Origin of the sequence: Leifsonia sp. P73 (genome assembly GCF_051059105.1) — a bacterium.
In the GTDB taxonomy this organism is placed as follows: domain Bacteria; phylum Actinomycetota; class Actinomycetes; order Actinomycetales; family Microbacteriaceae; genus Leifsonia.
In genome coordinates, this window is sequence record NZ_CP194931.1 from 1,008,690 (window position 1) to 1,032,951 (window position 24,262).

20 protein-coding genes, 1 pseudogene and 2 riboswitches are annotated in these 24,262 nt (G+C 70.8%); of the genes and pseudogenes, 12 read left to right on the plus strand and 9 right to left on the minus strand.

The window, feature by feature from the left end:
* Positions 1-13: 13 nt before the first annotated feature.
* The 3 genes from gcvH to ACQ86L_RS05110 all read right to left on the minus strand — a co-directional run bounded on the left by gcvH (position 14) and on the right by ACQ86L_RS05110 (position 3,277).
* On the minus strand, positions 14-388 hold the full coding sequence (gcvH, locus tag ACQ86L_RS05100) for a glycine cleavage system protein GcvH (RefSeq protein WP_434317942.1): 375 nt from the start codon (positions 386-388) through the stop codon (positions 14-16).
* Between the two features lie 2 nt (positions 389-390).
* Positions 391-1,572 carry a glycine cleavage system aminomethyltransferase GcvT gene (gcvT, locus tag ACQ86L_RS05105; protein ID WP_434317943.1) on the minus strand — a complete coding sequence of 394 codons (1,182 nt, stop codon included), beginning with the start codon at positions 1,570-1,572 and terminating at the stop codon, positions 391-393.
* A gap of 69 nt (positions 1,573-1,641) precedes the next feature.
* Positions 1,642-1,742, minus strand: a riboswitch (glycine riboswitch).
* 1 nt (position 1,743) lies between these two features.
* Positions 1,744-1,838, minus strand: a riboswitch (glycine riboswitch).
* Positions 1,839-1,924: 86 nt separating this feature from the next.
* On the minus strand, positions 1,925-3,277 hold the full coding sequence (locus ACQ86L_RS05110) for a M23 family metallopeptidase (RefSeq protein WP_434317944.1): 1,353 nt from the start codon (positions 3,275-3,277) through the stop codon (positions 1,925-1,927).
* 140 nt (positions 3,278-3,417) lie between these two features.
* Between ACQ86L_RS05110 and ACQ86L_RS05115 the strand changes: the two genes are divergently transcribed.
* The 9 genes from ACQ86L_RS05115 (at position 3,418) to ACQ86L_RS05155 (ending at position 12,137) form a co-directional block, all read left to right on the plus strand.
* On the plus strand, positions 3,418-4,170 hold the full coding sequence (locus tag ACQ86L_RS05115) for an NUDIX hydrolase (RefSeq protein ID WP_434317945.1): 753 nt from the start codon (positions 3,418-3,420) through the stop codon (positions 4,168-4,170).
* Positions 4,167-5,462, plus strand: coding sequence for a quinolinate synthase NadA (nadA, locus tag ACQ86L_RS05120; RefSeq protein ID WP_434317946.1), 1,296 nt, complete (start codon positions 4,167-4,169; stop codon positions 5,460-5,462). The genes ACQ86L_RS05115 and nadA overlap by 4 nt, the downstream gene beginning before the upstream one ends.
* A gap of 1 nt (position 5,463) precedes the next feature.
* The gene (nadB, locus tag ACQ86L_RS05125) at positions 5,464-7,014 is read left to right on the plus strand and encodes an L-aspartate oxidase (protein ID WP_434317947.1); all 1,551 of its coding nucleotides are present in this window, start codon (positions 5,464-5,466) and stop codon (positions 7,012-7,014) included.
* Complete coding sequence (nadC, locus tag ACQ86L_RS05130) at positions 7,008-7,868, plus strand: carboxylating nicotinate-nucleotide diphosphorylase (RefSeq protein ID WP_434317948.1); 861 nt, start codon at positions 7,008-7,010, stop codon at positions 7,866-7,868. The genes nadB and nadC overlap by 7 nt, the downstream gene beginning before the upstream one ends.
* The gene (locus ACQ86L_RS05135) at positions 7,865-9,109 is read left to right on the plus strand and encodes a cysteine desulfurase family protein (RefSeq protein WP_434317949.1); all 1,245 of its coding nucleotides are present in this window, start codon (positions 7,865-7,867) and stop codon (positions 9,107-9,109) included. Before nadC ends, ACQ86L_RS05135 begins: the two co-directional genes overlap by 4 nt.
* Before the next feature lie 63 nt (positions 9,110-9,172).
* Positions 9,173-10,687 (plus strand): MDR family MFS transporter, encoded by a 1,515-nt coding sequence (locus ACQ86L_RS05140; protein ID WP_434317950.1) that lies wholly within the window; start codon positions 9,173-9,175, stop codon positions 10,685-10,687.
* Between the two features lie 157 nt (positions 10,688-10,844).
* Positions 10,845-11,414 carry a peroxidase-related enzyme gene (locus ACQ86L_RS05145; RefSeq protein WP_434317951.1) on the plus strand — a complete coding sequence of 190 codons (570 nt, stop codon included), beginning with the start codon at positions 10,845-10,847 and terminating at the stop codon, positions 11,412-11,414.
* Complete coding sequence (locus ACQ86L_RS05150; RefSeq protein ID WP_434317952.1) at positions 11,411-11,773, plus strand: hypothetical protein; 363 nt, start codon at positions 11,411-11,413, stop codon at positions 11,771-11,773. Before ACQ86L_RS05145 ends, ACQ86L_RS05150 begins: the two co-directional genes overlap by 4 nt.
* Before the next feature lie 10 nt (positions 11,774-11,783).
* On the plus strand, positions 11,784-12,137 hold the full coding sequence (locus tag ACQ86L_RS05155; protein WP_434317953.1) for a DUF488 domain-containing protein: 354 nt from the start codon (positions 11,784-11,786) through the stop codon (positions 12,135-12,137).
* Positions 12,138-12,173: 36 nt separating this feature from the next.
* On the opposite strand, the gene aceB is transcribed toward ACQ86L_RS05155, so the two are convergent.
* The gene (gene aceB, locus ACQ86L_RS05160) at positions 12,174-13,826 is read right to left on the minus strand and encodes a malate synthase A (protein ID WP_434317954.1); all 1,653 of its coding nucleotides are present in this window, start codon (positions 13,824-13,826) and stop codon (positions 12,174-12,176) included.
* Positions 13,827-13,941: 115 nt separating this feature from the next.
* Positions 13,942-15,261 (minus strand): isocitrate lyase, encoded by a 1,320-nt coding sequence (gene aceA / locus ACQ86L_RS05165; RefSeq protein ID WP_434317955.1) that lies wholly within the window; start codon positions 15,259-15,261, stop codon positions 13,942-13,944.
* A gap of 120 nt (positions 15,262-15,381) precedes the next feature.
* Here aceA and ACQ86L_RS05170 point away from each other — a divergent pair, with 120 nt between their 5' ends.
* The 3 genes from ACQ86L_RS05170 (at position 15,382) to ACQ86L_RS05180 (ending at position 18,922) form a co-directional block, all read left to right on the plus strand.
* A complete protein-coding gene (locus tag ACQ86L_RS05170) occupies positions 15,382-16,854 on the plus strand; it encodes a helix-turn-helix domain-containing protein (protein ID WP_434317956.1) in 1,473 nt (490 codons plus the stop codon).
* A 68-nt stretch (positions 16,855-16,922) separates the two neighbouring features.
* Entirely contained in the window at positions 16,923-18,791 is a 1,869-nt protein-coding gene (locus ACQ86L_RS05175; RefSeq protein ID WP_434317957.1) for a cell wall-binding repeat-containing protein, read from the plus strand.
* Complete coding sequence (locus tag ACQ86L_RS05180; RefSeq protein ID WP_434317958.1) at positions 18,785-18,922, plus strand: hypothetical protein; 138 nt, start codon at positions 18,785-18,787, stop codon at positions 18,920-18,922. The genes ACQ86L_RS05175 and ACQ86L_RS05180 overlap by 7 nt, the downstream gene beginning before the upstream one ends.
* 79 nt (positions 18,923-19,001) lie before the next feature.
* On the opposite strand, the gene ACQ86L_RS05185 is transcribed toward ACQ86L_RS05180, so the two are convergent.
* The 4 genes and pseudogenes from ACQ86L_RS05185 to ACQ86L_RS05200 all read right to left on the minus strand — a co-directional run bounded on the left by ACQ86L_RS05185 (position 19,002) and on the right by ACQ86L_RS05200 (position 24,126).
* Positions 19,002-20,885, minus strand: coding sequence for a glycoside hydrolase 5 family protein (locus ACQ86L_RS05185; RefSeq protein ID WP_434317959.1), 1,884 nt, complete (start codon positions 20,883-20,885; stop codon positions 19,002-19,004).
* A 66-nt stretch (positions 20,886-20,951) separates the two neighbouring features.
* On the minus strand, positions 20,952-21,791 hold the full coding sequence (locus tag ACQ86L_RS05190) for a carbohydrate ABC transporter permease (protein WP_434317960.1): 840 nt from the start codon (positions 21,789-21,791) through the stop codon (positions 20,952-20,954).
* Complete coding sequence (locus ACQ86L_RS05195) at positions 21,784-22,755, minus strand: carbohydrate ABC transporter permease (protein WP_345834547.1); 972 nt, start codon at positions 22,753-22,755, stop codon at positions 21,784-21,786. The genes ACQ86L_RS05190 and ACQ86L_RS05195 overlap by 8 nt, the downstream gene beginning before the upstream one ends.
* A gap of 67 nt (positions 22,756-22,822) precedes the next feature.
* A pseudogene (locus tag ACQ86L_RS05200) lies at positions 22,823-24,126 on the minus strand (ABC transporter substrate-binding protein).
* Positions 24,127-24,262 lie beyond the last annotated feature (136 nt).

Genomic DNA, 24,262 nt, shown 5'->3' on the forward strand with positions numbered 1-24,262 from the left:
TCTAGCGGTTGCCTTACTCGCCCGTGAGGGCCTTGTACTCGTCGTAGGACAGGAGGCCGTCGGGGAGGGCGCTGAAGGTCACCTTGATGAGCCAGCCCTCGCCGAACGGGTCGCTGTTGACCAGCTCGGGCGCGTCGACCACGGCCTGGTTGGCCTCGGCGACGGTGCCGTCGACCGGGGCGAACAGCTCGCCGACCGACTTGGTGGACTCGATCTCGCCGACTACGCGGCCGACGGCAACGTCGCTGCCCTCCGCGGGGAGCTCGACGAACACGACGTCGCCCAGCTTCTCGGCCGCGTAGCTCGTGATGCCGACCGTCGCGGTGTCACCCTCGACGAGGAGCCACTCGTGCTCGGCGGTGTACTTCAGGTCCTTCTCTGAGGCCATGGTCAGTGCTTCTTTCTGCTGTAGAAGGGGAGGGCGGTGACGGTGAACGGGAGCTTGGTGCCGCGCACGTCGACGTGCAGTTCGGTGCCCGGCCGGGCGAACCGCGGCGCGACGTAGGCCATCGCGATCGGGACGCCGATCGTCGGCGAGAGGGCGCCGGAGGTCACGACCCCGACCTCCTCGTCGGCGCCGTCGACGGCGGGGGCGACGACCGGGTAGCCCGCGCGGGCGGCGCGCTTGCCCTGGCCCATCAGGCCGACCAGCACGCGCGCCTCCGCGTCCGGGCCTTCTTCGCTGGCGGCGCGGCCGACGAAGTCGGTGTCCTTGGCGAGGTTGACGACGCGGCCGAGGCCGGCCTGGGCGGGCATCGTGTCGAGGCCGAGCTCGTGGCCGTAGAGCGGCATGCCGGCCTCCAGGCGCAGCGTGTCGCGGCTGGCGAGGCCCGCGGGCACGAGGCCCTGGGCGGCGCCGGCCTCCAAGAGCGCGTCCCAGAGGGCGCGCGCGTTGTCCGGGGCGGTGTAGAGCTCGAAGCCGTCCTCACCGGTGTAGCCGGTGCGGGCGACGAGCACCGGGTGCGTCTCGAACTCGGCCGGGATGCTCCAGTAGTACTTGAGGTCGGTGACCCGCTGGGCGAAGTCGTCGTCCGCGAGGTGGAAGCCGGGGGTGGCGAGCACGACGCTGAGCGCGGCGGGACCCTGCACGGCGATGAGAGCGATGTCGTCGCTCTCGTCGTAGACCTCCACGTCGAACGGGGCGGTGCGGTCGCGCAGCTCCTCGGCCACGGCCTCCCGGTTGGAGGCGTTGGCGACCACCATGTAGCGGTCGTCGCCGGTGCGGTAGACGACGAGGTCGTCGAGGATGCCGCCGGCGCGGGAGAGCAGCATGCTGTACTTCGCCTGGTCGAGCGCGAGCGACGACAGCTTGCCGGCGAGGGCGTAGTCGAGCGCCTGGGCGGCCTCCGGGCCGATGAGGACGATCTCGCCCATGTGCGACAGGTCGAACAGCCCGGCCGCGGTGCGGACGGCGTGGTGCTCGGCGAGGTCGCTGGAGTAGCGGACCGGCATCTGCCAGCCGGCGAAGTCGGTGAAAGACGCGCCCGCGGCGGTGTGGGCGTCGTGCAGCGGGGAGGTGCGCTCCGTCGCAGCGGTCCCTGCGTCGTTGGTCTGGCTGTCGTGCGAGCTCATGAGTTCTCCGTTCGCCGGCCGTCGCCGGAGGGATGAACGGTAGCGCGCTGTGCGCTCCGTGTGAAGAACTCCCCCTCTGTCATCCGGCCTGAGAGTTTCACCGCGACCGCTGCTGCGGGCGCCGGCTTTCACCGTGGGCGAGGGCGCAAATGCCCTGCTTTTCAGAGTGGCCAGTCCGATGCGGTACGCGTACCTGAGAGATTGTCGGGGAGGATTGCTCCTTCGGTGCCGCCCGCTCGCGCGCTCGGCTCTCCCGCATCGGCCTGATTGGCCCGGTATTCAGTTGACTCGGCCAGCATAACGGACGGATGGGCCGCCGCGCTGCGCGCGACGACCCATCCCGGAGGGGTGCCTACGGAAGCGCGATATCGGTCGCGCCGCTGGTGATCTGCGTCCAGGTGCCGCCGATGCCGTACTTGACCGCGACGCCTCCTTCGGTGGAGAGATACATCATGGTGGGACCGCGACCCGGGTCGGAGTTGATCACCAGTTCCTTCGCGTGGCTGACGACGCCCACCCAGGGCGCGTACAGCGTGCCCGACTTGACGATCGCGTCGCCGTTGGTTTGGACAGCGCCCACAGTCGGTCCCGTCGACGGATCGCTCGCCACAGCGATCGACGTCGCGCCGGACGTCAGGGTCACCCAGGGCGCGGAGATGCCGGTCTTCGCCCAGACGGCGCCCGTCGTGGAGAGCGCGACGAAGGTCGGACCGTTGGCGGGGTCGCTGGCGACGGCCACGCGCACGGCCGGACTGACGATCGGAACCCAGCCGCCGAACAGACCCGACTTCACGACCACCGAGTCGCCCATCACCGCCGCGACCGTCAGTCCGTGGACCGGGTCGCTGGCGATCGAGACGTCGCTGACACCCGACGTCAGCGTCACCCACGGCGCGTTCAGCCCGGTCTTCGCGATCAACGTCCCCGTGGACAGGAGCACAGCGAGCGACACCCCGGTCGTCTCGTCCGCGGTCAGCGCGATGGCGCGGGCGCCGGAGGTCTGAGTCGTCCACGTGCCTCCGAGCCCGTGCTTGCTCAGGACGGTGCCGTTCTTCAGCAGCACGACGATCACCGGGCCGGCGGCGGTGGGAGCGACGACGATCTTCTCGACACCGCCCGTCAGCGTGGTCCACGAACCGTACAGGTCGTCCTTGGCGATCGCCGTCCCTCCGTCGGCGAGCACGGCGGCGTAGGTGAGGGCACTGCTGCTGACGGGGGCCGACGAGCCCGTGCCGACGTACTTCTCGAAGTCGACGTTCACGCCGTTGATGCGCAGGACGATGTGCAGGTGCGGGCCGGTGGAGCTGCCGGTGTTCCCCGAGCGCGCGATCGACTCGCCCTGCTGGACGCGCTGGCCGTTGCTCACGAGGAGCGCGCTGTTGTGGAGGTACTCCGTGACGATGCCGCCGCCGTGGTCGATGCGGACGGTGTTGCCGCCGTCGCCGTACCAGCCGGCCATCGTGACCGTGCCGGCGCGGACAGCCTGGACGGAGGTGCCGACCGGAACGACGTAGTCGGTGCCTGGGTTGGACGATCCCCGCTTCACATGATCCGCGAACGTGTCGGAGACCTGTCGTGAGTGGGTCGGATAGATGTACTCGGATGCGGCCTGAGCCGGGGCGGCGGCGACCGTCGCGGCGACGAGCGCGAGTGCGGCTACCGCGACCCCCGCCCCGTGGCGCACCCGTGAAGTGAGGCTGTTCATAAGGAACCTATCGTAGAGTAAAAGCATTTTCGATATCAATTTCATCGGAGAGGGCTGAATTTTGCGTTCTGGTCACCATGACACTAAGATGGTCCGCAACTTAGGGTCACGGTGACCTTTAGTCGGACGGGAGGCCCGCGATGGCCGAGCACGAACGCGCGAGTGCGATGCTCGCCGTGTCGACGGTCATCTTCGCGCTGCGCTCCGACGAGCTGACCGGCGGTCGCGCCCAGGTCTGGCTGCCGCTCGTGCGCCGCATCCGGGCGCCGTTCGAGGGATGCTGGGCGCTGCCGGGCGGCCCGCTCCGGGTGGGCGAGGACCTGGCCTACGCGGCCTCACGCACCCTCGGCGACACGACCGGTCTCTCGCCGCGCTACCTGGAGCAGCTCTACACCTTCGGCGACGCTGTGCGCTCCCCCGGCGACGAGCGCGTGGTCTCCATCGTCTACTGGGCGCTCGTGGGCAGCGCGGAGGCGGAGGCCGCGACCTCCGGCGAGAACGTCGGCTGGTTCTCGGCCGACGACCTCCCCGAGCTCGCGTTCGACCACAAGCTGATCGTCGAGTACGCGCTCTGGCGGCTGCGCACCAAGATGGAGTACTCCCGGATCGCACACGCGTTCCTCGGCGAGCGCTTCACCCTCGCCCAGCTCCGCGAGGTGCACGAGGCGGTGCTCGGCCGCCCGCTCGACCCGGCCAACTTCCGGCGGACCATCGAGTCCTCCGGCGCCGTCGTCGCCACCGGCGACTACCTGACCGGCACGCGGCACCGGCCGCCCCGGCTGTACCGCTACAACGACTCGATCGACCTCGCCGACGCGGGGCCGCTCCCCCGGCAGCAGCCGCCCTTCGGGCTGCGCCAACCCCGTCCCACCCCGGAAAGCGAGCAGTCATGACCATCGCATCGGTCGACACCACCATCCAGCTCATCTCGAGCGGCAGCATCGACGGCGCCACCTGCGCCCCGGAACTCGTCGACGGGCCCTGGCTGTTCGACTCCGCTCCACCGTCGTACGGTCCCGGCGCGTCGCAGGACGACCCGATCCCCGCGTTCGCGCCCAAGCAGGGCGAACTGCCGGAGGAGTACCGCACCGCATCCAAGGAGGAGCTCGCCGAGCGCATCCGCACCGCCAAGGCGACCCTCGGCGACCGCGTCGCGGTGATGGGCCACTTCTACCAGCGCGACGAGGTCGTGCAGTTCGCGGACTTCGTCGGCGATTCGTTCCAGCTCGCCAACTTCGCCAAGGCGCGCCCGGAGGCCGAGACCATCGTCTTCTGCGGCGTGCACTTCATGGCCGAGACCGCGGACATCGTGTCGCGGCCGGAGCAGAACGTCATCCTCCCGAACCTCGCCGCCGGCTGCTCGATGGCCGACATGGCCGACCTCGACTCGGTGCAGGAGTGCTGGGAGGCGCTGGAGGAGCTGTACGGCACCGAGCCGGACGCCGACGGCCGCGTCCCGGTCATCCCGGTCACCTACATGAACTCGTCGGCGGCGCTCAAGGCGTTCTGCGGCGAGCACGGCGGCATCGTCTGCACGTCGTCCAACGCGGCCACCGTCCTGCAGTGGGCGTTCGAGCGCGGCCAGCGCGTGCTGTTCTTCCCGGACCAGCACCTCGGCCGCAACACCGCCAAGGCGATGGGCGTCCCTGTCGAGCGGATGCCGCTGTGGAACCCGCGCAAGCCGCTCGGCGGCAACGACGAGGCGTCCCTCGGCGAGGCGCAGGTCATCCTGTGGCACGGCTTCTGCTCGGTGCACAAGCGCTTCACGGTCGGCCAGATCGAGCACGCCCGCGCCGAGTTCCCCGACGTCCGCGTGATCGTGCACCCCGAGTGCCCGATGGAGGTCGTGGACGCCGCCGACGAGTACGGCTCGACCGACTACATCGTCAAGGCGATCCAGGCGGCGCCCGCGGGCTCCACCTTCGCCATCGGCACCGAGATCAACCTGGTGCAGAGGCTGGCGGCGGAGTACCCGCAGCACACCATCTTCTGCCTCGACTCGGTGGTCTGCCCGTGCTCGACCATGTACCGCATCCACCCCGGCTACCTCGCGTGGGTGCTGGAGGGCCTGGTGCGCGGCGAGGTCGTGAACCAGGTGCGCGTGGCCGACGAGGTCGCGGCGCCCGCCCGGGTGGCGCTGGAGCGCATGCTCGCCGCCCGGCCGGACACCACGATGGCGGCCTGACATGGCCCGCGTCGTCGTCGTCGGGAGCGGGATCGCCGGACTCGTCGCCGCGCTGCGGGCGGCCGAGCGTCACGATGTGACGATCGTGACCAAGGGCGGTGTCGAAGACGGCAGCACCCGGTACGCGCAGGGCGGGATCGCCGCCGCCGTGTTCTCCGACGACAGCGTGGCCGAGCACGTGGCTGACACGCTGCGCGCGGGCGCCGGCCTGAATGTGGTGGCGGCCGTGGAGGCGCTCTGCGGCGACGGGCCGGCACGGGTGCGCGAGCTGATCGCGCTCGGCGTCGCCTTCGACCGCGACGGAAAGGGCCTCGCCCGCGGGCTGGAGGCCGCGCACTCCAGCGCACGCGTCCTGCACGCGGGCGGCGATGCGACCGGCGCCGAGATCGAGCGGGCGCTGGACGCGGCTGTGCGCGCCGCCGGCATCCGCGTGGTGACCGGGGCGTTCCTCCGGGACGTGCTCGTGACGGACGGCGCGGCCTCCGGGGTCGCGCTGCGACTGGCCGGCGGAACCGACGTCGAGCTCGACGCCGACGCGGTCGTCCTGGCGACCGGCGGCTGGGGACAGCTCTACGCGCACACGACGAACCCGGAGATCGCGACCGGCGACGGGGTCGCGGCCGCCTACCGGGCGGGCGCGCTGCTGGCGGACCTGGAGTTCACGCAGTTCCACCCGACCGCGCTGCGGCTCCCGGCAGCGGACGGCGGCTCGCGCACCTTCCTGGTGTCGGAGGCCGTGCGCGGCGAGGGCGCCGTGCTCCGCAACGCGCGCGGCGAGCGGTTCATGCTCGACGTGCACCCGGACGCCGAGCTCGCGCCGCGCGATGTCGTCGCCCGCGGGATCGCCGTCGAGATGGCGGCGCAGGACGGCCTCCCGGTCGTGCTCGACGCGACGGCGCTCGGCGCGGACTTCCTCGCGCACCGCTTCCCGACCATCGACGCCGCGTGCCGCGCGGCCGGGATCGACTGGTCCCGTGAGCCCGTGCCCGTGACGCCCGCCGCGCACTACGCGATGGGCGGCGTCGCGACGGACGTCCACGGCCGCACGAGCCTCCCCAGGCTGTTCGCGGTCGGGGAGGTCGCCTGCACCGGGGCGCACGGCGCCAACCGGCTGGCCTCCAACTCGCTGCTGGAGGGTCTGGTGTTCGCACACCGCGCGGCCGAGGCCATCGGCGAGACGTGGCCGGAGCCGCCCGCCTGGGTCGCGGAGCCGAGCCGGGCCGCCTCGGCTGCGGTGGAGCTCCCGGAGGGCGACGAGCCGTTCGACCGCGCGCGGCTGCAGTCCGTCCTCTGGACCGGCGCGGGTCTGCACCGCGACCGTGCCGGCCTCGAACGCGCCGCCCGCGCGCTGGCCGCCCTGCGCGAGCCGGCGCCCGGAGAGGACGCCAACCTCCTGCAGCTCGGCCGCCTCGTCGTCGCGTCCGCCCTGTCGCGCGAGGAGTCGCGCGGCGCCCACTTCCGCTCCGACTTCCCGCTGCCGGCCGCGCGCACGCCCCGCCACACCGTGCTCGCTCCGCTGTCCGTTCCTACCGAGGTGACCGTTCCATGCTGACCCGCCAGATCATCCACGACGTCGTCCGAGCCGCTCTCACCGAGGACGCGCCGTGGGGAGACCTGACCAGCGAGCTGCTCATTCCCGAAACGGCATATGCCACCGCGCGCCTCTCCGCGCGCGAGCCCGGCACGTTCTCGGGAGGTGCGGTGTTCGCCGCGGCGATGACGCTGACGGACCCCGCCATCGAGGTCGACCTGGCCGTCGCGGACGGCGACGCCTTCGAGGCGGGCGACACGCTCGCGACGGTGAGCGGCCCCGCCCGCTCGGTGCTGCAGGGCGAGCGCGTCGCGCTGAACTTCGTGCAGCGGATGTCGGGGATCGCGACTCTCACCGCGTCCTTCGTCGCCGAGGTGGCGCACACCTCCGCCCGCATCGTCGACACCCGCAAGACTACGCCGGGCCTGCGCGCGTTCGAGCGTCACGCCGTGCGCAGCGGCGGCGGGCACAACCACCGCTACTCGCTCTCGGACGCGGTGATGGCCAAGGACAACCACCTGGCCATCCTCACCGCGCAGTCCGGGCTGTCGGTGACCGACGCCCTCCGCCGGGTGCGCTCCGAGCTCTCGCACACCACGCACCTGGAGGTCGAGGTGGACCGCATCGACCAGATCGAGCCGGTGCTCGCCGCCGGGGTGGACACGATCATGCTCGACAACTTCACGCTGGACGAGCTGCGCGAGGGCGTGGCGATCGTCGGCGGCCGGGCGATCGTGGAGGCCAGCGGCAACGTCAGCCTCGCCACCGTGCGCGACATCGCGGAGACCGGGGTGGACGTCATCTCGTCCGGCGCGCTCACGCACAGCGTCCGCTCGCTCGACCTCGGCCTGGACGTGGTGCTGGAGAACGCATGACGTCCACCCTGTACCTCGACGCCGCCGCGACCTCCGCGGTGCGCCGGGAGGTCCTGGAGGCGATGTGGCCGTACCTCACCGGCGACTTCGGCAACCCGTCGAGCCACCACGCGGTCGGCGAGTCGGCGGCGCGCGCCCTGGCCGCCGCGCGCGCGACGGTCGCGGAGTGGCTCGGCTGCCGGGCGTCGGAGGTCGTCTTCACCTCGGGCGGCACCGAGGCGGACAACCTCGCAGTCAAGGGGATCGCGCTGGGCGCCCCGCGCGGCCGGCACCTCGTGACCACGCCGATCGAGCACGAGGCGGTGCTGGCCTCCGTCGACTACCTGGTGCGCGTGCACGGGTTCGAGGCGACGTACCTCCCTGTCGGGCGCGACGGGCTGGTCTCCCCCGACGACTTCGCAGCGGCGCTGCGGCCGGACACGACGCTCGCCAGCGTGATGCTCGCCAACAACGAGGTCGGCACCGTCCAGCCGATCGCGGAGCTGACGGCGCTGGCCCACGCGCAGGGCGTGCCGTTCCACAGCGACGCGGTGCAGGCGGCGGGCTGGCTCCCGCTCGACGTGCGCGCGCTCGGCGTCGACGCGCTCAGCGTCTCCGGGCATAAGATCGGCGCGCCCAAAGGGATCGGGGCCCTGTACGTGCGGGGCAGGCTCCCGCTCGAGCCGGTGCTCCACGGCGGCGGCCAGGAGCGCGGGCGCCGCTCCGGCACCGAGAACGTCGCGGGCGTCGTCGCGCTGGCCACAGCCGCACGGCTCGCGATGCGCGACCGGGAGGCCCACGCCGCCCGCGCCACGGCGGCGCGCGACGCGTTCACGGCCGCGGTGCTGGCACAGACCCCCGGCGCGGAGCTGACCGGCCACGCGTCGGCGCGGCTGCCGGGCACGGCCTCCTTCGTGTTCCCCGGCACCAACGGCGAGACGGTGCTGCTGGAGCTGGAGCGCCGCGGGATCGTGTCCTCCAGCGGCTCAGCGTGCGCGGCCGGCAGCGAGGACGCGTCGCACGTGCTGCTCGCGCTCGGCTACGACGAGGACGTGGCCCGCACGGCGGTGCGGTTCTCCTGGGGACCGGAGGTCACCGAGGACGCCCTCGTCGCCGTCGCCCCCGCGGTGGCAGAGGCCGTCCGCGAGGTGCGCGGCCTCGCCCCTGAAACCATGAAGCGACATTCGTGCCGAATGGCGCTTCTCGTCGCCGCATTCGCGCCATTCGGCACGAATCCTGTGCGTCGGTTACGCGGAGAGTGAACGGGAGGGCGAGTTCATCTGTTCGAAACCCACGATGTCGGGGGTCGTGGATAGTGTGGACCGGTGACTGAGAAGACCTCACCTGCGCCCGCCGACGCCATCGACACCGGAGCGCTCGGTGAGTCCCAGGCAGGCGCGGCCCAGCCGCGCATCGCGCCGCGCGATCAGCGCGTCATCTGGCTGCTGCTGGCCGCCACGTTCGTCGTGATCCTCAACGAGACGATCATGAGCGTCGCCATCCCCAAGCTGATGGACGACCTCCACATCGACGCGCTCGCCGCGCAGTGGCTCTCCACCGCGTTCATGCTGACGATGGCCGTGGTCATCCCGATCACCGGCTTCCTCCTGCAGCGCTTCACCACCCGCCAGGTCTTCATCGCCGCGATGTCGCTGTTCTCGCTCGGCACGCTGGTCGCCGCCCTCGCGCCGGGGTTCAGCATCCTCGTCGTCGCGCGCGTGATCCAGGCCTGCGGCACCGCGATCATGCTGCCGCTGCTGATGACCACGCTGATGACGCTGGTCCCGCCCGCGCTGCGCGGACGGACGATGGGCAACGTGTCGATCGTCATCTCGGTCGCGCCGGCGATCGGCCCGACCATCTCGGGCGTCATCCTCAACTTCCTGGCCTGGCGGTGGATCTTCCTCATCGTGCTGCCGATCGCCGTCGTGATGCTACTGATCGGCATCAAGTTCGTCGAGAACGTCACCGAGACCCGCAAGAGCCGCGTCGACGTGCTCTCGGTCATCCTCTCGGCGTTCGGATTCGGCGGCCTCGTCTACGGCCTCACCCTGAGCGGCGAGACCGGCCCGGCCGCGGCGGCCAACGAGCCGATCCTGTGGACTTCGCTCGCGGTCGGAGTGGTGGCGCTCGCGGCGTTCATCACACGGCAGCTCCTCCTGCAGCGCAAGGACCGCGCGCTGCTCGACCTGCGGACGTTCCGCAGCCCGATCTTCACGGTCGCGATCGTGCTGATGGCGATCACGACGGCGTCGCTGTTCGGCGTGATCATCGTCCTGCCGCTCTACCTGCAGCACGTGCTGCACCTCGACGTGCTCGGCACCGGACTGCTCCTGCTGCCCGGTGGGCTGGTGATGGGCCTCGCGGCGCCGTTCGTCGGCCGGCTCTACGACCGGATCGGACCGCGTCCGCTGGTGATCCCGGGGGCGATCCTGGTGAGCCTGGTGATGTGGGGGCTGACGATGGTGACCGAGACCACCCCGATCTACCTCGTGCTCATCGCGCACATCACGATGAGCCTCGGCCTGGCACTGATGTTCACGCCGCTGTTCACGGCCGGCCTCGGCGCGGTGCCCCCGCACCTGTACTCGCACGGCAGCGCCATCCTCGGCACCATCCAGCAGGTCGGAGGCGCGGCGGGCACGGCGCTGCTGGTGGCGGTGCTGTCCGCGCAGACCGCGGCCCTGGCGGCGGGCGGCGCCTCGCTCGACGCGGCCACTGCCGGAGGCATCCGCGCGGCGTTCTTCGCGGCGGCGATCATCTCGCTGTTCGGGGTGGTCGGCTCGTTCTTCATCAGCAAGCCCGCCGACGCCCCGTCCGAGGCCGCGTTCGCGCACTGACGCCACCGCCGAGGGGCACGTCGTTGTCACTTTCGAGCGCGAAAAGTGACAACGACGTGCCCTTCGGCTGAGGGGTGGCGGCTCTGGCACGGCCGCTGCCGCGGTGAGAGCATGGAGGCCGCGCCCCAACGACCTCGGGCGACGCGAGGAGGCAGCCGTGACCATCATCCAGACCCCCGACCCCGGGGACGCCACCGGCGACGTCGCCGAGATCTACGCGAAGGACGAGCGCGACCTCGGCTATGTGGCCGAATACACGCGCGTGATGGCGTTCAACCCCGAGGCGTACCGCGCCTGGGAGCAGCTGGTCCGGGCGATCATCGCCCAGCTCGGCGTGCGGCGCTTCGAGCTCGTCACCCTCGCCGCCGCCGAGGGAACGCACTCCCAGCACTGCCGCCTCGCGCACGGCCGCAAGACCCTCGCGGTCATGGACGCCGACGCGGTGGAGGCCGTCGCCCGCGACTTCCACGACGCCGGCCTGAGCGAGGCCGAGGTCGCGATGATGGACTACGCGAAGCGGGTCAGCGAGGACTCCGCGGCCATGACGGACGCCGACTCGCTGCGCCTGCGCGAGCTCGGCTTCACCGATCGTGAGATCGTCGACATCACGCTGGCCGCCGCGGCGCGCAACTACTTCAGCCGCGCCATCCAGGCGCTGGGCGTGTCGGTGGAGGTCCCGCCCGGGATCAGCGACGGCCTCCGCGACGCACTGCTGGCGCCGCTGTGAGCGCCGAAGAGGCCCAGCCGACCGAGGAGATCAGGGCGGTCGAGCGGGAGGTCGTGCAGGACGTCACCCTCGCCAACCCGCGCCCGGTCGGCCGCATCCAGACCCGCCGCATCACGATGCAGCCGGACGTCGTGGGCGGCCTCCACCTCCACAACGGCCCGGTGGTCGGCTCGATCGAGCGCGGCTCCGCCCTCTACCAGGTCGAAGGCGGGGCCGTGGTCACCCTGGAGGCCGGCGACACCTTCTACGAGGAGGAGGGCGCCCGCATCGCCCGGTTCGACGCCGGCCCCGAGGGGGTCGTCTTCCTCGCCCACTTCCCGGTCGGCACCCACGAGGAGCCGACCCTCACGATGCTGTAGGAGGCCCGTCATGGTCTATCGCGTCAAGCGCGTCTACGACCCGCCCGCCGTCGAGGACGGCCTCCGCGTGCTGGTCGACCGGCTGTGGCCGCGCGGCCTCACGAAGGAGAAGGCCAAGGTGGACCTCTGGCTCAAGGACGTCGCGCCCTCCACCGAGCTGCGCCGCTGGTTCCACCACGAGTCCCCGCTGTTCGACGAGTTCACCGAGCGGTACGACGCCGAGCTCGACGCGAACCTGGCGGTGGCCCAGCTCCGCGAGCTGGGCGACACGCATCCGGTCGTCACGCTGCTGGTCGGCGCGCGCGACCCGGAACTGAATCAAGGGGTGGTGCTCGAGAGATATCTCGAGCACCACCCCCGGTGACGGCAACCACAGCCGTCGACGCCGGCCACGCCCGGTTCAGACGGCCGGCGCCAGCTCCTCCTCGACCTGCTCCGCCTCGTCCACCAGGAACCAGGTGTACGCGGGGATCGTCAGGAAGGTCGGGAACTCCTCCGCGAGAGACACCTCGGCCAGCAGCTCGGCCGCGTCGTCGAAGCGGTCCGGCGCTCCCGCGGTGCGCGCCGCGGCACTGAGCCGCATGCACTCCTCGGCCAGGATCCCGGCGACCAGCGCGCGGTCGACCGGCGTCCCCTCGGCGGTGACGACCCGGTTCTCGATCCACTGCCGGAGCAGCGAGCGGGAGATCTCCGCGGTCGCGGCGTCCTCCATCAGCCCGTCGATGGCGACGGCGCCGGTACCCCGCAGCCAGGCCTCGATGTAGCGGAGGGCGACGGAGACGTTCGAGCGCACGCCCGCGTCGGTGACGGTGCCGCCCGCCGTCGTGACGTCGAGCAGGTCGGCGGCGGTGACGTGGACGTCCTCGCGCAGGCGGGCGACCTGGTTGGGCCGGTCGCCGAGCACCGCGTCGAACTCGGCGAGCGCCGTCGGGATGAGGTCGGGATGGGCGACCCAGGTCCCGTCGAAGCCGTCGCCGGCCTCCCGGCGCTTGTCGTCCGCGACCTGCGCGAGGGCGCGTTCGGTCGCCTCGGCGTCGCGACGGTTCGGGATGAAGGCGCTCATCCCGCCGATCGCGTGGGCGCCGCGCTTGTGGCACGTCGCGACCAGCAGCTCGGTGTACGCCCGCATGAACGGGACGGTCATCGTGATGCCGCTGCGGTCGCCGAACGCGAAGCGCTTGCCGCGGCCGAGGAACGTTTTGATGATCGAGAAGATGTAGTCCCAGCGGCCGGCGTTGAGGCCGGCGCAGTGGTCGCGCAGCTCGAAGAGGATCTCCTCCATCTCGAACGCGGCCGGGATGGTCTCGATCAGGACCGTCGCCCGCACCGTGCCGACCGGCATCCCGATCCGCTGCTGGGCGAAGACGAAGATGTCGTTCCAGAGTCGCGCCTCCAGGTGCGACTCCAGCTTCGGCAGGTAGAAGTACGGACCGCGGCCCGACGCGACCAGCTCCTCGGCGTTGTGCCAGAAGTACAGGCCGAAGTCGGTGAGGGAGGCGCTGGCCGGGGCGGTGCGCCCTGCCCGGTCGGTGAACGCGAGATGCTTCTCGACCAGGTGCCAGCCGCGCGGCCGCATCACGATGGTGGGCGTGTGCTCGTGCGGGGTGGTGACCCGGTAGTCCTTGCCCTCGGGGCTGGTGAAGGCGAGCTGGCCGCGGACCGCGTCATGCAGGGTGCGCTGGCCGCCGATGACGTTCGCCCAGGTGGGGCTGGTCGCGTCCTCCTGGTCGGCGAGCCAGACCCTGGCGCCCGAGTTGAGGGCGTTGATGGCCATCTTCGGGTCGGTCGGGCCGGTGATCTCCACGCGGCGGTCCTCCAGGCCCGGGCCGGCGCCGGCGACGCGCCAGTGCGGGTCCTCGCGGATCGCCTCGGTGGCGGAGAGGAAGCGCGGGTCGCGGCCGTTGCCGGCCTCCTCGCGGCGGCGCTGGCGCTCCAGCAGGAGCTCCTGGCGGCGCGCGGCGAAGGCCTGGTGCAGGTGGTCGACGAAGGCGAGCGCCTCCGGGGTCAGGATGTCGTCGGTCCCCGTCACGCGGGGTCCCGTGATCTCGATCATGGTCGTTGTCCTTTCGCTGGTCCCCCGCCATCGGTTCCGGAGTTGTGCACGCTTCGCACGGCGTGTCGACGTACATGACTCCGGGAGAGATGGAGGGGGGTGCGGGGGTGGGAGGTTAGAACTGGTGTTGTTCGGTGGAGCCGACGAGGGCGAGCGTGGCGCTGGTGGGGTTGAGCGCGGTCGCGATGCGGTCGAAGTAGCCGGTGCCGACCTCCCGCTGGTGACGGGTGGCGGTGTAGCCGGAGCTCTCGGAGGCGAATTCGGCCTCCTGGAGGTCCACGTACGCGCTCATCTGCCGGTCGGCGTAGTCCTTGGCGAGCGTGAACATGGAGTAGTTGAGGGCGTGGAAGCCCGCGAGGGTGATGAACTGGAACGCGTAGCCCATCGCCGCCAGCTCGCGCTGGAACCGGGCGATCGTCTCGTCGTCCAGGTGCTTGCGCCAGTTGAACGACGGCGAGCAGTTGTACGCCAGCTTCTTGCCGGGGAACTGCGCGTGCACGGCCTCGGCGAAGCGGCGGGCGAGCTCCAGGTCGGGCTCGGCCGACTCCACCCAGAGCAGGTCGGCGTACGGCGCGTAGGCGAGGCCGCGGGCGATGACCGGCTCGATGCCGTTCCGCACGTCGTAGAAGCCCTCCGCCGTGCGCGTGCCGGTGAGGAACGGCCGGTCGCGCTCGTCGTGGTCGCTGGTGAGCAGGGTGGCCGCGAGCGAGTCGGTGCGGGCGATCACGATGGTGGGGACTCCCGCCACGTCGGCCGCGAGCCGGGCGGCGTTCAGGGTGCGGATGTGCTGCCCGGTCGGGATGAGCACCTTGCCGCCCATGTGGCCGCACTTCTTCTCGCTGGCGAGCTGGTCCTCCCAGTGCACGCCCGCCGCTCCCGCCTGGATCATCCCGTGCATGAGCTCGTAGGCGTTGAGCGGGCCGCCGAAGCCGGCCTCCGCGTCGGCGACGATCGGAGCCATCCAGTCGGCCACCGGGCCGTCGGTGCCCTCGACCTGGCCTGCGCGCAGCAGCGCGTTGTTGATGCGGCGGACCACCGCGGGGACCGAGTTGGCCGGGTACAGGCTCTGGTCGGGGTAGGTCTGACCGGACAGGTTGGCGTCGGCGGCGACCTGCCAGCCGGAGAGGTAGATCGCCTCCAGGCCGGCGCGGACCTGCTGGACGGCCTGGTTGCCGGTGAGCGCGCCCAGGGCGGCGACCCACTTCGGGTCCTCTCCGCCGCCGTCGCGCTGGATGAGCTCCCAGAGCTTCTCGGCGCCGCGGCGGGCGAGCGTCTGCTCCTCGCGCACCGGGCCGCGGAGCGCCACCACGTCCTCGGCCGTGTAGTCGCGGCGGATGCCGGACCAGCGCGGGTCGGCGTCCCACTCGAGGCGGAGCTCGGCGGCGGTCTGCGTGGTGTCGCCGGGGCGGGCTGCGGGGTTCATGGTGACCTCCATCGGTCGGATCGTTTGACACGATCGTGGCCCGGCCGCAACAGGTCCGGAGAAGATCCGTCGACAGAAATTCGCGGGTTCTTCTGTTTGCTAGAACTTCCGGGGAGTGTCACCATGGCCTGCATGACCGACACCGCTGTCAGGATCGACGACGAGCCGACCGGAGCCGACGCGCTCACGCTCGGCCGGCGCGTGCGCGCGTTCCGCCTGGAGAGGGCCATGACCCTGGAGGCGCTCGCCGCCGCGATCGACCGGGCGCCCTCGCAGGTGTCCGCGATCGAGAACGGCAACCGGGAGCCGCGCCTCGCCCAGCTCCGTGCCATCGCCGCCGCCCTCGGCGTGACGGTGGACGACCTTCTCGCCCCCGACGCGCCGGACGAGCGCGCCGCCCTGGAGATCGCGGTCGAGCGGGCCCAGCGCGGACCCGTGTTCGGCGCCCTCGGGATCGACCCGGTGCGGGTGTCCAAGGCCGTCCCCGATGCGACGTTGCGGGCGATCCTGGCCCTGCACCAGGAGGTCGCGCGGCTGCACAAGGAGCGCGCGGCGACCCCGGAGGAGGCCCGCCGCGCCAACGCCGAGCTGCGCGCGACGATGCGCGCCCGCGACAACTACTTCGCCGACTTGGAGGCGATCGCCGCCGACCTGCTGGGCGCCGTCGGGCACACCGGAGGCCCGGTCTCCCACCAGACCGTGGCCGACATGGCCGACCGGCTCGGGTTCTCGCTGCACTACGTCGGCGACCTCCCGCACTCCACCCGGTCGGTGACCGACAAGCGCAACGGCCGCATCTACCTGCCGACCGAGCAGTCGGCCTCCCGGGACTCCCGCTCCCCCATCCTGCAGGCCTTCGCCTCCCAGCTCCTCGGCCACGACGAGCCGGGAAATTACGCCGACTTTCTGCGGCAGCGGGTGGAGACCAACTACCTGACCGCGGCGCTGCTGCTGCCGGAGAAGGACGCGGTGGCGTTCCTGACGGAGGCCAAGAACTTCCGGCGCATCTCGATGGAGGACCTCCGCGACGCCTTCGCGGTGTCGTACGAGACGGCCTGCCACCGGTTCACCAACCTGGCGACGGCGCGGCTCGGCATCCCGGTGCACTTCATGAAGGTGCACGAGTCCGGGACGATCATCAAGGCCTACGAGAACGACTCGGTGGCGTTCCCGTCTGACGCGCTGGGGGCGATCGAGGGCACGCCGGTCTGCCGGAGCTGGACGGCACGGACGGTCTTCGACGTCGCCGACCGGTTCAGCCCGTACTACCAGTACACGGACACACCGCGCGGGACGTTCTGGTGCACCTCCCGCATCGAGAAGGCCAAGGAGGGCGACTACTCGGTGAGCGTCGGCGTGCCGTTCGCGCACGTGAAGTGGTTCCGCGGGCGCGAGACGACGCACCGCGCGGTGTCGCGCTGCCCGGACGAGTCGTGCTGCCGCCGGCCGTCGGGTGCGCTCGCCGACCGCTGGGAGGGGATGGCGTGGCCCGCGGCGCGCACGCCCACCTCGCTGCTGGCGGCGCTGCCGACCGGCACGTTCCCGGGCGTGGACTCCACGGAGGTCTTCGACTTCCTCGAACGGCACGCGCCGACGGCCGGCTGAGGTACACGCGCGGGATTCACTAGGATCGCCGTGTGCGTGACGGAGTTCACCCACGTCAGGAGGACAGGGTGAAGACGCCGCGCCCCATCACGCTCGCTGCCGCCGTGCTCGCGCTCGCCGCGGGTCTCGCCGTGGCCTCGCCGGCGGCCGCCGACTCGGGACCGGTGGTCCACGGGACGATCAGCCTCGGCGACGCCTCCCACCCCGCCGCCGCGGGCGAGGCGCGCGTGAGCCTCGTAGGCACCTACCTCGACACGAGCGTCGTGCCCATCGGCAGCCCGGTGCTCACCGACGCCTCCGGTGCGTACTCGCTGACGGCCCCGCTCCCCTACCCGAACGAGCACCTCGAGTTGCACGTCGAGTACCTCGGCACGGGAGGCTACCAGTCCGTGTACGGCAACCGTGCGAAGTTCGTCGGGCTTCCCGGCGAGGGCGAGGACCTGTCGCTCCTTTCCGGCGCGGACATCACGTTCGACCAGACCCTCCCGCTCCCGACCACGATCACCGGCCGGATCGTGACGACGGCGAACGCCGCCGCACCCGCCGGATCGGTGATCGCGGCACGGTCGGACACGTGGCAGTGGTTCTCCGCGCACAAGGACCAGGCACCGGCGGTGACGACCCTCGCCGACGGCACGTACACGATCAGCGGCCTCCTCCCCGGTGCGTACAGCGTCGGGTACGACGGCCAGGGGTCCTACTGGACCGGGACGTCGTGGGCGAACCGGGAGACCGCCACCCGAGCGTTCGCCGTCGACACTGCCGCGGGTTCGGTGGCTGCCGCGGATCAGACGACCTACGGACTCGCTCAGATCTCTGCAGGATTCCAGTGCCCACGATGCTCCTCCACTGCGACGGGGTCGATCGTCGGCGACTCCCAGTTGATCCAGGTCGAAGCGGATGGCTCGGAGACCGTGCTGCAGCGCACCGCCCAATACATGGGCACGTACGGCACCTACGGCTTCCTGACCTTCCCGGGCACGTACCGGGTCATGGAGTACATCGCCGGCCAGCCGGAGGCCGGGACCTTCTGGTCCGATCCGATCACGCTCGGCGAGTACGACTCGATCTACCCCACGACCACCTTGAGCCTTCCCGCCACCACGCGGCTGGCCGGCGCCGACCGTTACGCGACGTCCGCGACGATCTCGGCGAACACCCTGTCGTCGTCCTCGCGCTACGACCCGGGAGTCGGAACCGTCTTCGTCGCCAGCGGCCAGAACTTCCCCGACGCGCTCTCCGCGGTTCCGGTGGCCGGCTCGCTCGGCGCACCGCTCCTCCTCGTGCCGCAGGGCTTCGTCCCGGACGCGATCGGCGCCGAGCTCACCCGGCTCCGACCCGGCCGGATCGTGATCGTCGGAGGCACCGCAACGGTCTCGGACAGCGTCGCACAGAGCCTGTCGCAGTTCGTCGCGTCCCCCGCCGACGTCGTCAGAGTGGCCGGCGGCGACCGCTTCGCCACCTCCCGCGCGCTCACGGAGTTCGGCTTCCCGACAGGGTCGAAGACTCTCCTCCTCGCGTCCGGCTGGACGTTCCCCGACGCCCTCTCGGCCGGTGCCGCCGCTCGCGCGAAGCACGCGGGCGTGCTCCTGGTGGACGGGCGTGCTTCCGCCCCCGACGCCGCCACGGTCGCTGAACTGCAACGCTCGGGCGTCACCAACGTGGAGATCGTCGGCGGCGCCGCTGCGATCTCCTCCGGATTCGAAGCGGGGCTGTCGGCCATTCCCGGCCTGACCGTCACGCGCGTGGCCGGAGCGGATCGGTTCGCGACCTCCGTCGCGATCACGGCGGACGCGTTCCCCGGCCTCGACTCCGCGCAGACGGGCGTCGTCGGCGCCCTCCACGAGCACGACACGGCCGTGATCGCGTCGGGGGCGAACTTCCCGGACGCCCTGGCAGGGGCTGCCCTCGCAGGGCGGATGGGAGCCCCTTGCTGATCGCCGGCCAGAGCTGCCTGCCCCCGGACGCGCTGTCGGCTGTCGAGCACCTCGGCGTCAAGACCGCCGTCCTCGTCGGCGGCACCGCCGCGCTGTCGACGGGCCTCGACACGCTCACCACCTGCCGCTGACCCTGGCGCCGAAGGGCACGTAGACGCCCCTGAAACCGCGTTTTCGGGGCGTCTATGTGCCCTTCGGCGTCCGTGGAACTCAGTCCAGGACGAGCTCGCGGAGGGCGACACCGTAGGGGGCGAGCGCCAGCTCGCCGCCGGGCTCGCCGCTCAGCGTCCGCAGCTCCCCCGCCACCTCCGGCCGCACCGTGGCGGCCGTCGCGTGCTGCGACACGAACACCGCGAAGCGCCGTCCGTCGTCGTGCACCAGCGTGTCCACGAACACCCGCGGGTCGTCGAGCCGCACGTCGCGCTCCACGTCGGCCGCCGCCGCGAGCGCGTCGTACAGCCGCCAGGTCTCCTCCGGGTTGCTGCGCGCCCGGGCGGACGCGAAGTACTCCAGCGGATACGTCGCCAGCACCGCGCGGCCCGCGCCGTGCTCCTTCACCACGATCGCCGGACGGCCGTGCGCGTCCACCGCGACGACGGTCCCGGAGGTCGCCCGCACCGGCAGGAAGGTCCGGCCGTTCTCGTTCCCGGCCGCGGGGACGCTGAGCACCGTCCCGGCGGGGAGCGACCCGAAGTCCGCCACGAACCGGATCGTCGCCGCTTCGTCGGTCACCGGCTCGGCCAGCCCGTACGCGCTCTGCGGGCGGACGCCGAAGAGCGCCTCCGTATTCGTCCACCACGGCCCGCGCTGCACCCCGCTGTCGCCGTGCGAGTACGACGCGTACACGGTCGCCCCGTCCCGCGCCAGCTCCTCCAGCTGCAGCCACGAGGTCGCGCAGAGCTGCTTGACCGACGGCAGCAGGTACAGGCCGTAGCCGACCGGGAGGCCGCCGTCCTCCCGCTCGCGGACCACCGCCACCGGGATATGCGCCTCGTGCGCCGCCAGGTACGCCTGCTCGCCGGTCGCGACGATGTGGGCGCGTTCGACCTCGTTGGTGAACGGGTAGTCCGCCTCCAGGTGCGACGGCACGACGATCGCGGCGTCCACCGGCGTGCGCTTCACGTTCGGGAGGTCGATCGCGGCGAGGTCGGCGGCGAACCGGGCGAGCTCGCGCAGCGGCGGCTTGGGCGCGCCGTGCCGGTCGGTGATGCCGAAGTGCATCTCGAACGGGTGGTGCGAGTACGGCCGCTGGCCGGCGAGGTCGTCGTAGTCGGTGTTGTTCCAGGCGATCCAGCCCGTCGCCCCGGCGAGGAGCGTCGTGTAGAGCAGCTGCCGGTAGTAGGAGGCCGCGCCCTCGTCGGAGACGAAGTCGCTGGTCAGGCCGAACTCCTCCATGATCACCGGGAGGCCGACACCGGCGAGCTCGGCGATGTACGCCGCCTTGAGGTGCTGGCGGGTCTGGTCGGTCTCCATCCGGTAGACGTGCGGGCCGACGAAGTCGGTGAACCGGGCGAGGTCGCGCACCGAGAAGCCGTTGTCGTGCCCGGTGGTCTCGATGCCCCACGACCCGTCGCCGACCGCGACCGGCTGCGTTCCGCCGCCCGCGCGGACCGCGTTCACCAGCAGCGAGGCCCAGGCGTCCACGATCGGTCGTGGCGCCTCCCCGCCGTAGATGGGCACCTCGTTGGTCAGCAGCCAGCCGGCCACCGCCGGATGCGCGGCGAACCGCGCGGTGAGCTCCCGCACGTACCAGGCCTGGCGGCCGACGAACCAGACGTCCCGGTAGAGGTCGCGCCCCTCCCGCCACACCGGATCCCAGTTCTCGCCCGACATGTGCCCGACCAGGAAGGTCGGCACGGTCGTCATCCCGGTCTCGGTGTGCGCGTCCAGGAAGTCGGCGAAGTTCGCCAGGCACTGCTCGTCCAGCGTGTCCGGGGTCGGATGGAAGTCGGGCCAGTAGAAGAACGACCGGGTCATGTTCAGGCCGTGGTCGGCCAGCACACGCAGCTCCTGACGGATGACCGCCGGGTCGTAGCGCTTCCACATGAGCGGTCCGCCGGTGCGCGACCAGAAGTTCGCTCCGAGCCAGACCACGGGCGTTCCGTCGACGGTGAGAAGGGGGACGGGCGGTCCATGATTCCTTTCGGGGTGGTGCGCAGGCTACTTGACGGCGCCGGCGGTGAGGCCCGCGACGAAGCTCCGCTGCAGGATGAGGAACGCGACGACGATCGGGATCGACACGACGAGCGAGGCCGCCATGATCTGGTTCCAGTAGACGTTCGTCTGCGTCGAGTACAGCTGCAGGCCGACCGCGAGCGTCCGGTTCTCGTCCGTCGTCATCACGGAGGCGAAGAGCACTTCGCCCCAGCTCGTCATGAACGAGTAGATGGCGACCGCGATCAGGCCGGGCTTGGCCGCGGGCAGCACGACGTGCCAGAGCGCGCCCATCGGCCCGGAGCCGTCGACCATCGCCGCCTCGTCCAGGTCGCGCGGGATGCCGTCGAAGTAGCCGGCGAGCATCCAGATCGCGAACGGCAGCGCGAAGGTCAGGTAGGTGATCACCAGGCCCCAGCGCGTGCCGACGAGCTGGATGCCGACCGCCTGGTTGATGTTCACGAAGATGAGGAACAGCGGCAGCAGGAACAGCACGCCGGGGAACATCTGCGTGGACAGCACCGTCGTGGTGAAGACGCCGCGGCCCTTGAACCGGTACCGCGACACCGCGTAGGCGGCGAACACGGCGATGATCAGGCTGAGGATGGTCGCGGCGCTCGCCACGATCACGCTGTTGATGAAGTACGACGCCAGCGGCACAGTCGACCACATGTCGATGAACGGCTGGAAGGTGATGTTCGTCGGCCACCAGGTGAACGCGCCCTGCACATCCGACAGCGGCTTCACGGACGAGGTGATCATCACGTAGAGCGGCACCGCCGTGAACAGGGTCAGGAAGACGACGACGACCCAGCGGAAGACTTTGGACGAGGCGGTCTCACGCATTGCGGTTCCTCCGGTTGAGCACGATCAGGTAGATGCCGGACACGATGAGCAGGAAGATCAGCAGCAGCACGCTCATCGCGGCGCCCGAGCCGAAGTTCCAGGTCAGGAACGACGCGTTGTAGATGTGGAACGAGATCAGGTCGCCCGCCGCGGGTTGGGCGTTGCCGAACAGCACGTACGGCGTGTTGAAGTCGTTGAACGTCCACAGGAACATCACCAGCAGCAGCACGGCGTTGACCGGCCGCAGCATCGGGAGGGTGATCGACCGCCACTGCCGGAAGGGCTTGGCCCCGTCGACCGCCGACGCCTCATACACCTCGTCCGGGATGGACTGGAGGCCCGCCATCAGCATCAGGAACGCGAACGGCCACAGCCGCCAGATCGCGACGATGACGATCGACCAGAACGCGTTGTCGCCGATCAGCCAGAACGGCTTCTGACCGGGCAGGCCGAGGTTGTCGAACAGGAAGTGGTTGACCGCCCCGGTGTCCTTCTGGAGCATGAACTTCCACGTGATGATGCCCGCGTAGAGCGGCAGCGCGTACGGCACGAGGAACAGGGTGCGGAAGAACCCGCGCCCGCGGAACCGGCCCTGCAGCGCGACGGCCGCGGCCATCCCGAGCGCCCAGGAGAGCCCGACCACGAGGATGGTGAAGCTGCAGGTGATGAGGAACGAGGTCAGCAGGCCGGCGCCGATGGACGTGTTGAAGTCCAGCGCGACCTGGTAGTTCTTGAGGCCGACGAACGGCGCCTCGCTCCAGTTGGCGATGAAGAACTTGGTGAGCTGCAGGAAGCTGATCCAGATGCCGGTGAGCATCGGGATGACGTGGATCAGCAGCTCGAAGAGGATGGCCGGCGCCAGCAGCACCAGCGGAAGCCACCAGCCCTTGGGCCGCTTGCGGCGGGTCTTCGCCGGGGCCGGCGCCTCGGCGGGGCTGGTCCGGACGGATGTCGTCGTCGACATGGAACTCCTTCGGTGGGTGCGGCGGCCGGGCGGGAGGAGGCTCCCGCCCGGCCGTCGCGGTGGCGGACTAGCCGCCGATCGACTGCTTCACCTGGTCCTGAGCCGTGCTCAGAGCCGACTTGATGTCGGAGTCGGAGACGGTGCCTCCGGTGGCGATCTTGGCGAACATGTCGTTCATGGCCTTGCCGACGGTGTTCTCGAACTGGTCCTCGGCCGGCACCAGCGGCAACGGCTTGGACATCTCGTTGTAGATCTTCGTGAACGTGGCGGCCTCGTCCGGGTTGTCCGTGAAGACGGCCTTGGCGCCCTTCAGAACCGGCAGGCTCGAGTACGGCTTGCCGAGTGTCGTCTGCGTCGACTCGCTCGTCATGTACTTGACGAACTCGAGGGCGGCGTCCTTGTTCTTGGTGTTCTTGAAGATCGACAGGTTGATGCCGGCGACGTGGCTGGCGACCGGCTTGCCGCCCTCGGGCGACGGGAACGGCACGACGCCGTACTGGTCGGACTTCATCCCGTTGGCGTTGATCGACGAGTCGGCGTTGTTCTGGCTGAGGATCATCGCGACCTTGCCGGTGGCGAAGTCGTTCACCGCCTGGACGCCGTTGTCGTACTGGGCGTTGGAGGTGTTGACGACCTTGTCGGTCTGCATCAGGTCGAGGTAGCGCTTGATGCCGTCGATGTTCGCCTGGCTGGTGAACGTCGGGTTGCCCTTGCTGTCGAACCAGGAGCCGCCGTTCTGCGCCGAGTTGATGAACGCGAAGTGGGAGTTCTCGGTGTAGCTGCCGGCGGCGAGCGAAAAGCCGTACTGGGTGCCGGTGGTCAGCTTCTTGGCCGCGGTGACCAGCTGCTCCCAGTTGGTCGGCGGCTGGACGCCGGCGTCGGTGAACATCTTCTTGTTGTAGTACAGGCCGTAGGCGAGACCGTAGAGCGGGACGCTGGTGGGCGTCTTGCCCGCCGCGCCGCCGGTGTCGAGGGCGGTCTTCACGAACTTGTCGCTGCCTCCGATCGCCTTCATCTCACTGTCCCCGAACGGCAGGAACGCGCCGGTCGCCTGAAGGAGGCGGCCCAGGTGTTGCCGATGTTCAGGACGTCGGGCCCCTGCCCGGAGGTGACGGCGGTCTGGATGCGCGTCTGCAGGTCGTTCCAGCCGATGACCTCCAGCTTGACCTTCACCCCGGTCTTCTTGGTGAAGTCGTCGAGCACCGGCGTCAGGACCTGCTTGTCGTTGTCGAGGCTGGTGCCCTGGTTGCTCGCCCAGTAGGTGATGGTCGAACCGCTGGCCGACGATGTCGACCCGCTGCTGCTGCAGCCCGCCGCCACGAGCGAGATCGTGGCCGCCAGCGCTGCGGCGGCGATGACGCGTTTCCTCATTGTGACTCCTTCGTCTCTTGATGGGCGCCGCCGCTCCCGTCCCCGGGGAGCGCACCTGACGCCACGGCGACTATAACTGAACCGGTTCAGTGATTCCAAGCGTTGACACCCCAGGTTTCAGGGGTATATCGGATAC

Coding starts and splice junctions, on each gene's coding strand:
- nadB (WP_434317947.1), top strand. CDS start 5,464: ATGGCCCGCGTCGTCGTCGTCGGGAGCGGGATCGCCGGACTCGTCGCC.
- nadA (WP_434317946.1), top strand. CDS start 4,167: ATGACCATCGCATCGGTCGACACCACCATCCAGCTCATCTCGAGCGGC.
- aceA (WP_434317955.1), bottom strand. CDS start 15,261: ATGGAGGTCACCATGAACCCCGCAGCCCGCCCCGGCGACACCACGCAG.
- ACQ86L_RS05190 (WP_434317960.1), bottom strand. CDS start 21,791: ATGCGTGAGACCGCCTCGTCCAAAGTCTTCCGCTGGGTCGTCGTCGTC.
- gcvT (WP_434317943.1), bottom strand. CDS start 1,572: ATGAGCTCGCACGACAGCCAGACCAACGACGCAGGGACCGCTGCGACG.
- ACQ86L_RS05170 (WP_434317956.1), top strand. CDS start 15,382: ATGACCGACACCGCTGTCAGGATCGACGACGAGCCGACCGGAGCCGAC.
- gcvH (WP_434317942.1), bottom strand. CDS start 388: ATGGCCTCAGAGAAGGACCTGAAGTACACCGCCGAGCACGAGTGGCTC.
- ACQ86L_RS05110 (WP_434317944.1), bottom strand. CDS start 3,277: ATGAACAGCCTCACTTCACGGGTGCGCCACGGGGCGGGGGTCGCGGTA.
- ACQ86L_RS05195 (WP_345834547.1), bottom strand. CDS start 22,755: ATGTCGACGACGACATCCGTCCGGACCAGCCCCGCCGAGGCGCCGGCC.
- nadC (WP_434317948.1), top strand. CDS start 7,008: ATGCTGACCCGCCAGATCATCCACGACGTCGTCCGAGCCGCTCTCACC.
- ACQ86L_RS05155 (WP_434317953.1), top strand. CDS start 11,784: ATGGTCTATCGCGTCAAGCGCGTCTACGACCCGCCCGCCGTCGAGGAC.
- ACQ86L_RS05135 (WP_434317949.1), top strand. CDS start 7,865: ATGACGTCCACCCTGTACCTCGACGCCGCCGCGACCTCCGCGGTGCGC.
- aceB (WP_434317954.1), bottom strand. CDS start 13,826: ATGATCGAGATCACGGGACCCCGCGTGACGGGGACCGACGACATCCTG.
- ACQ86L_RS05115 (WP_434317945.1), top strand. CDS start 3,418: ATGGCCGAGCACGAACGCGCGAGTGCGATGCTCGCCGTGTCGACGGTC.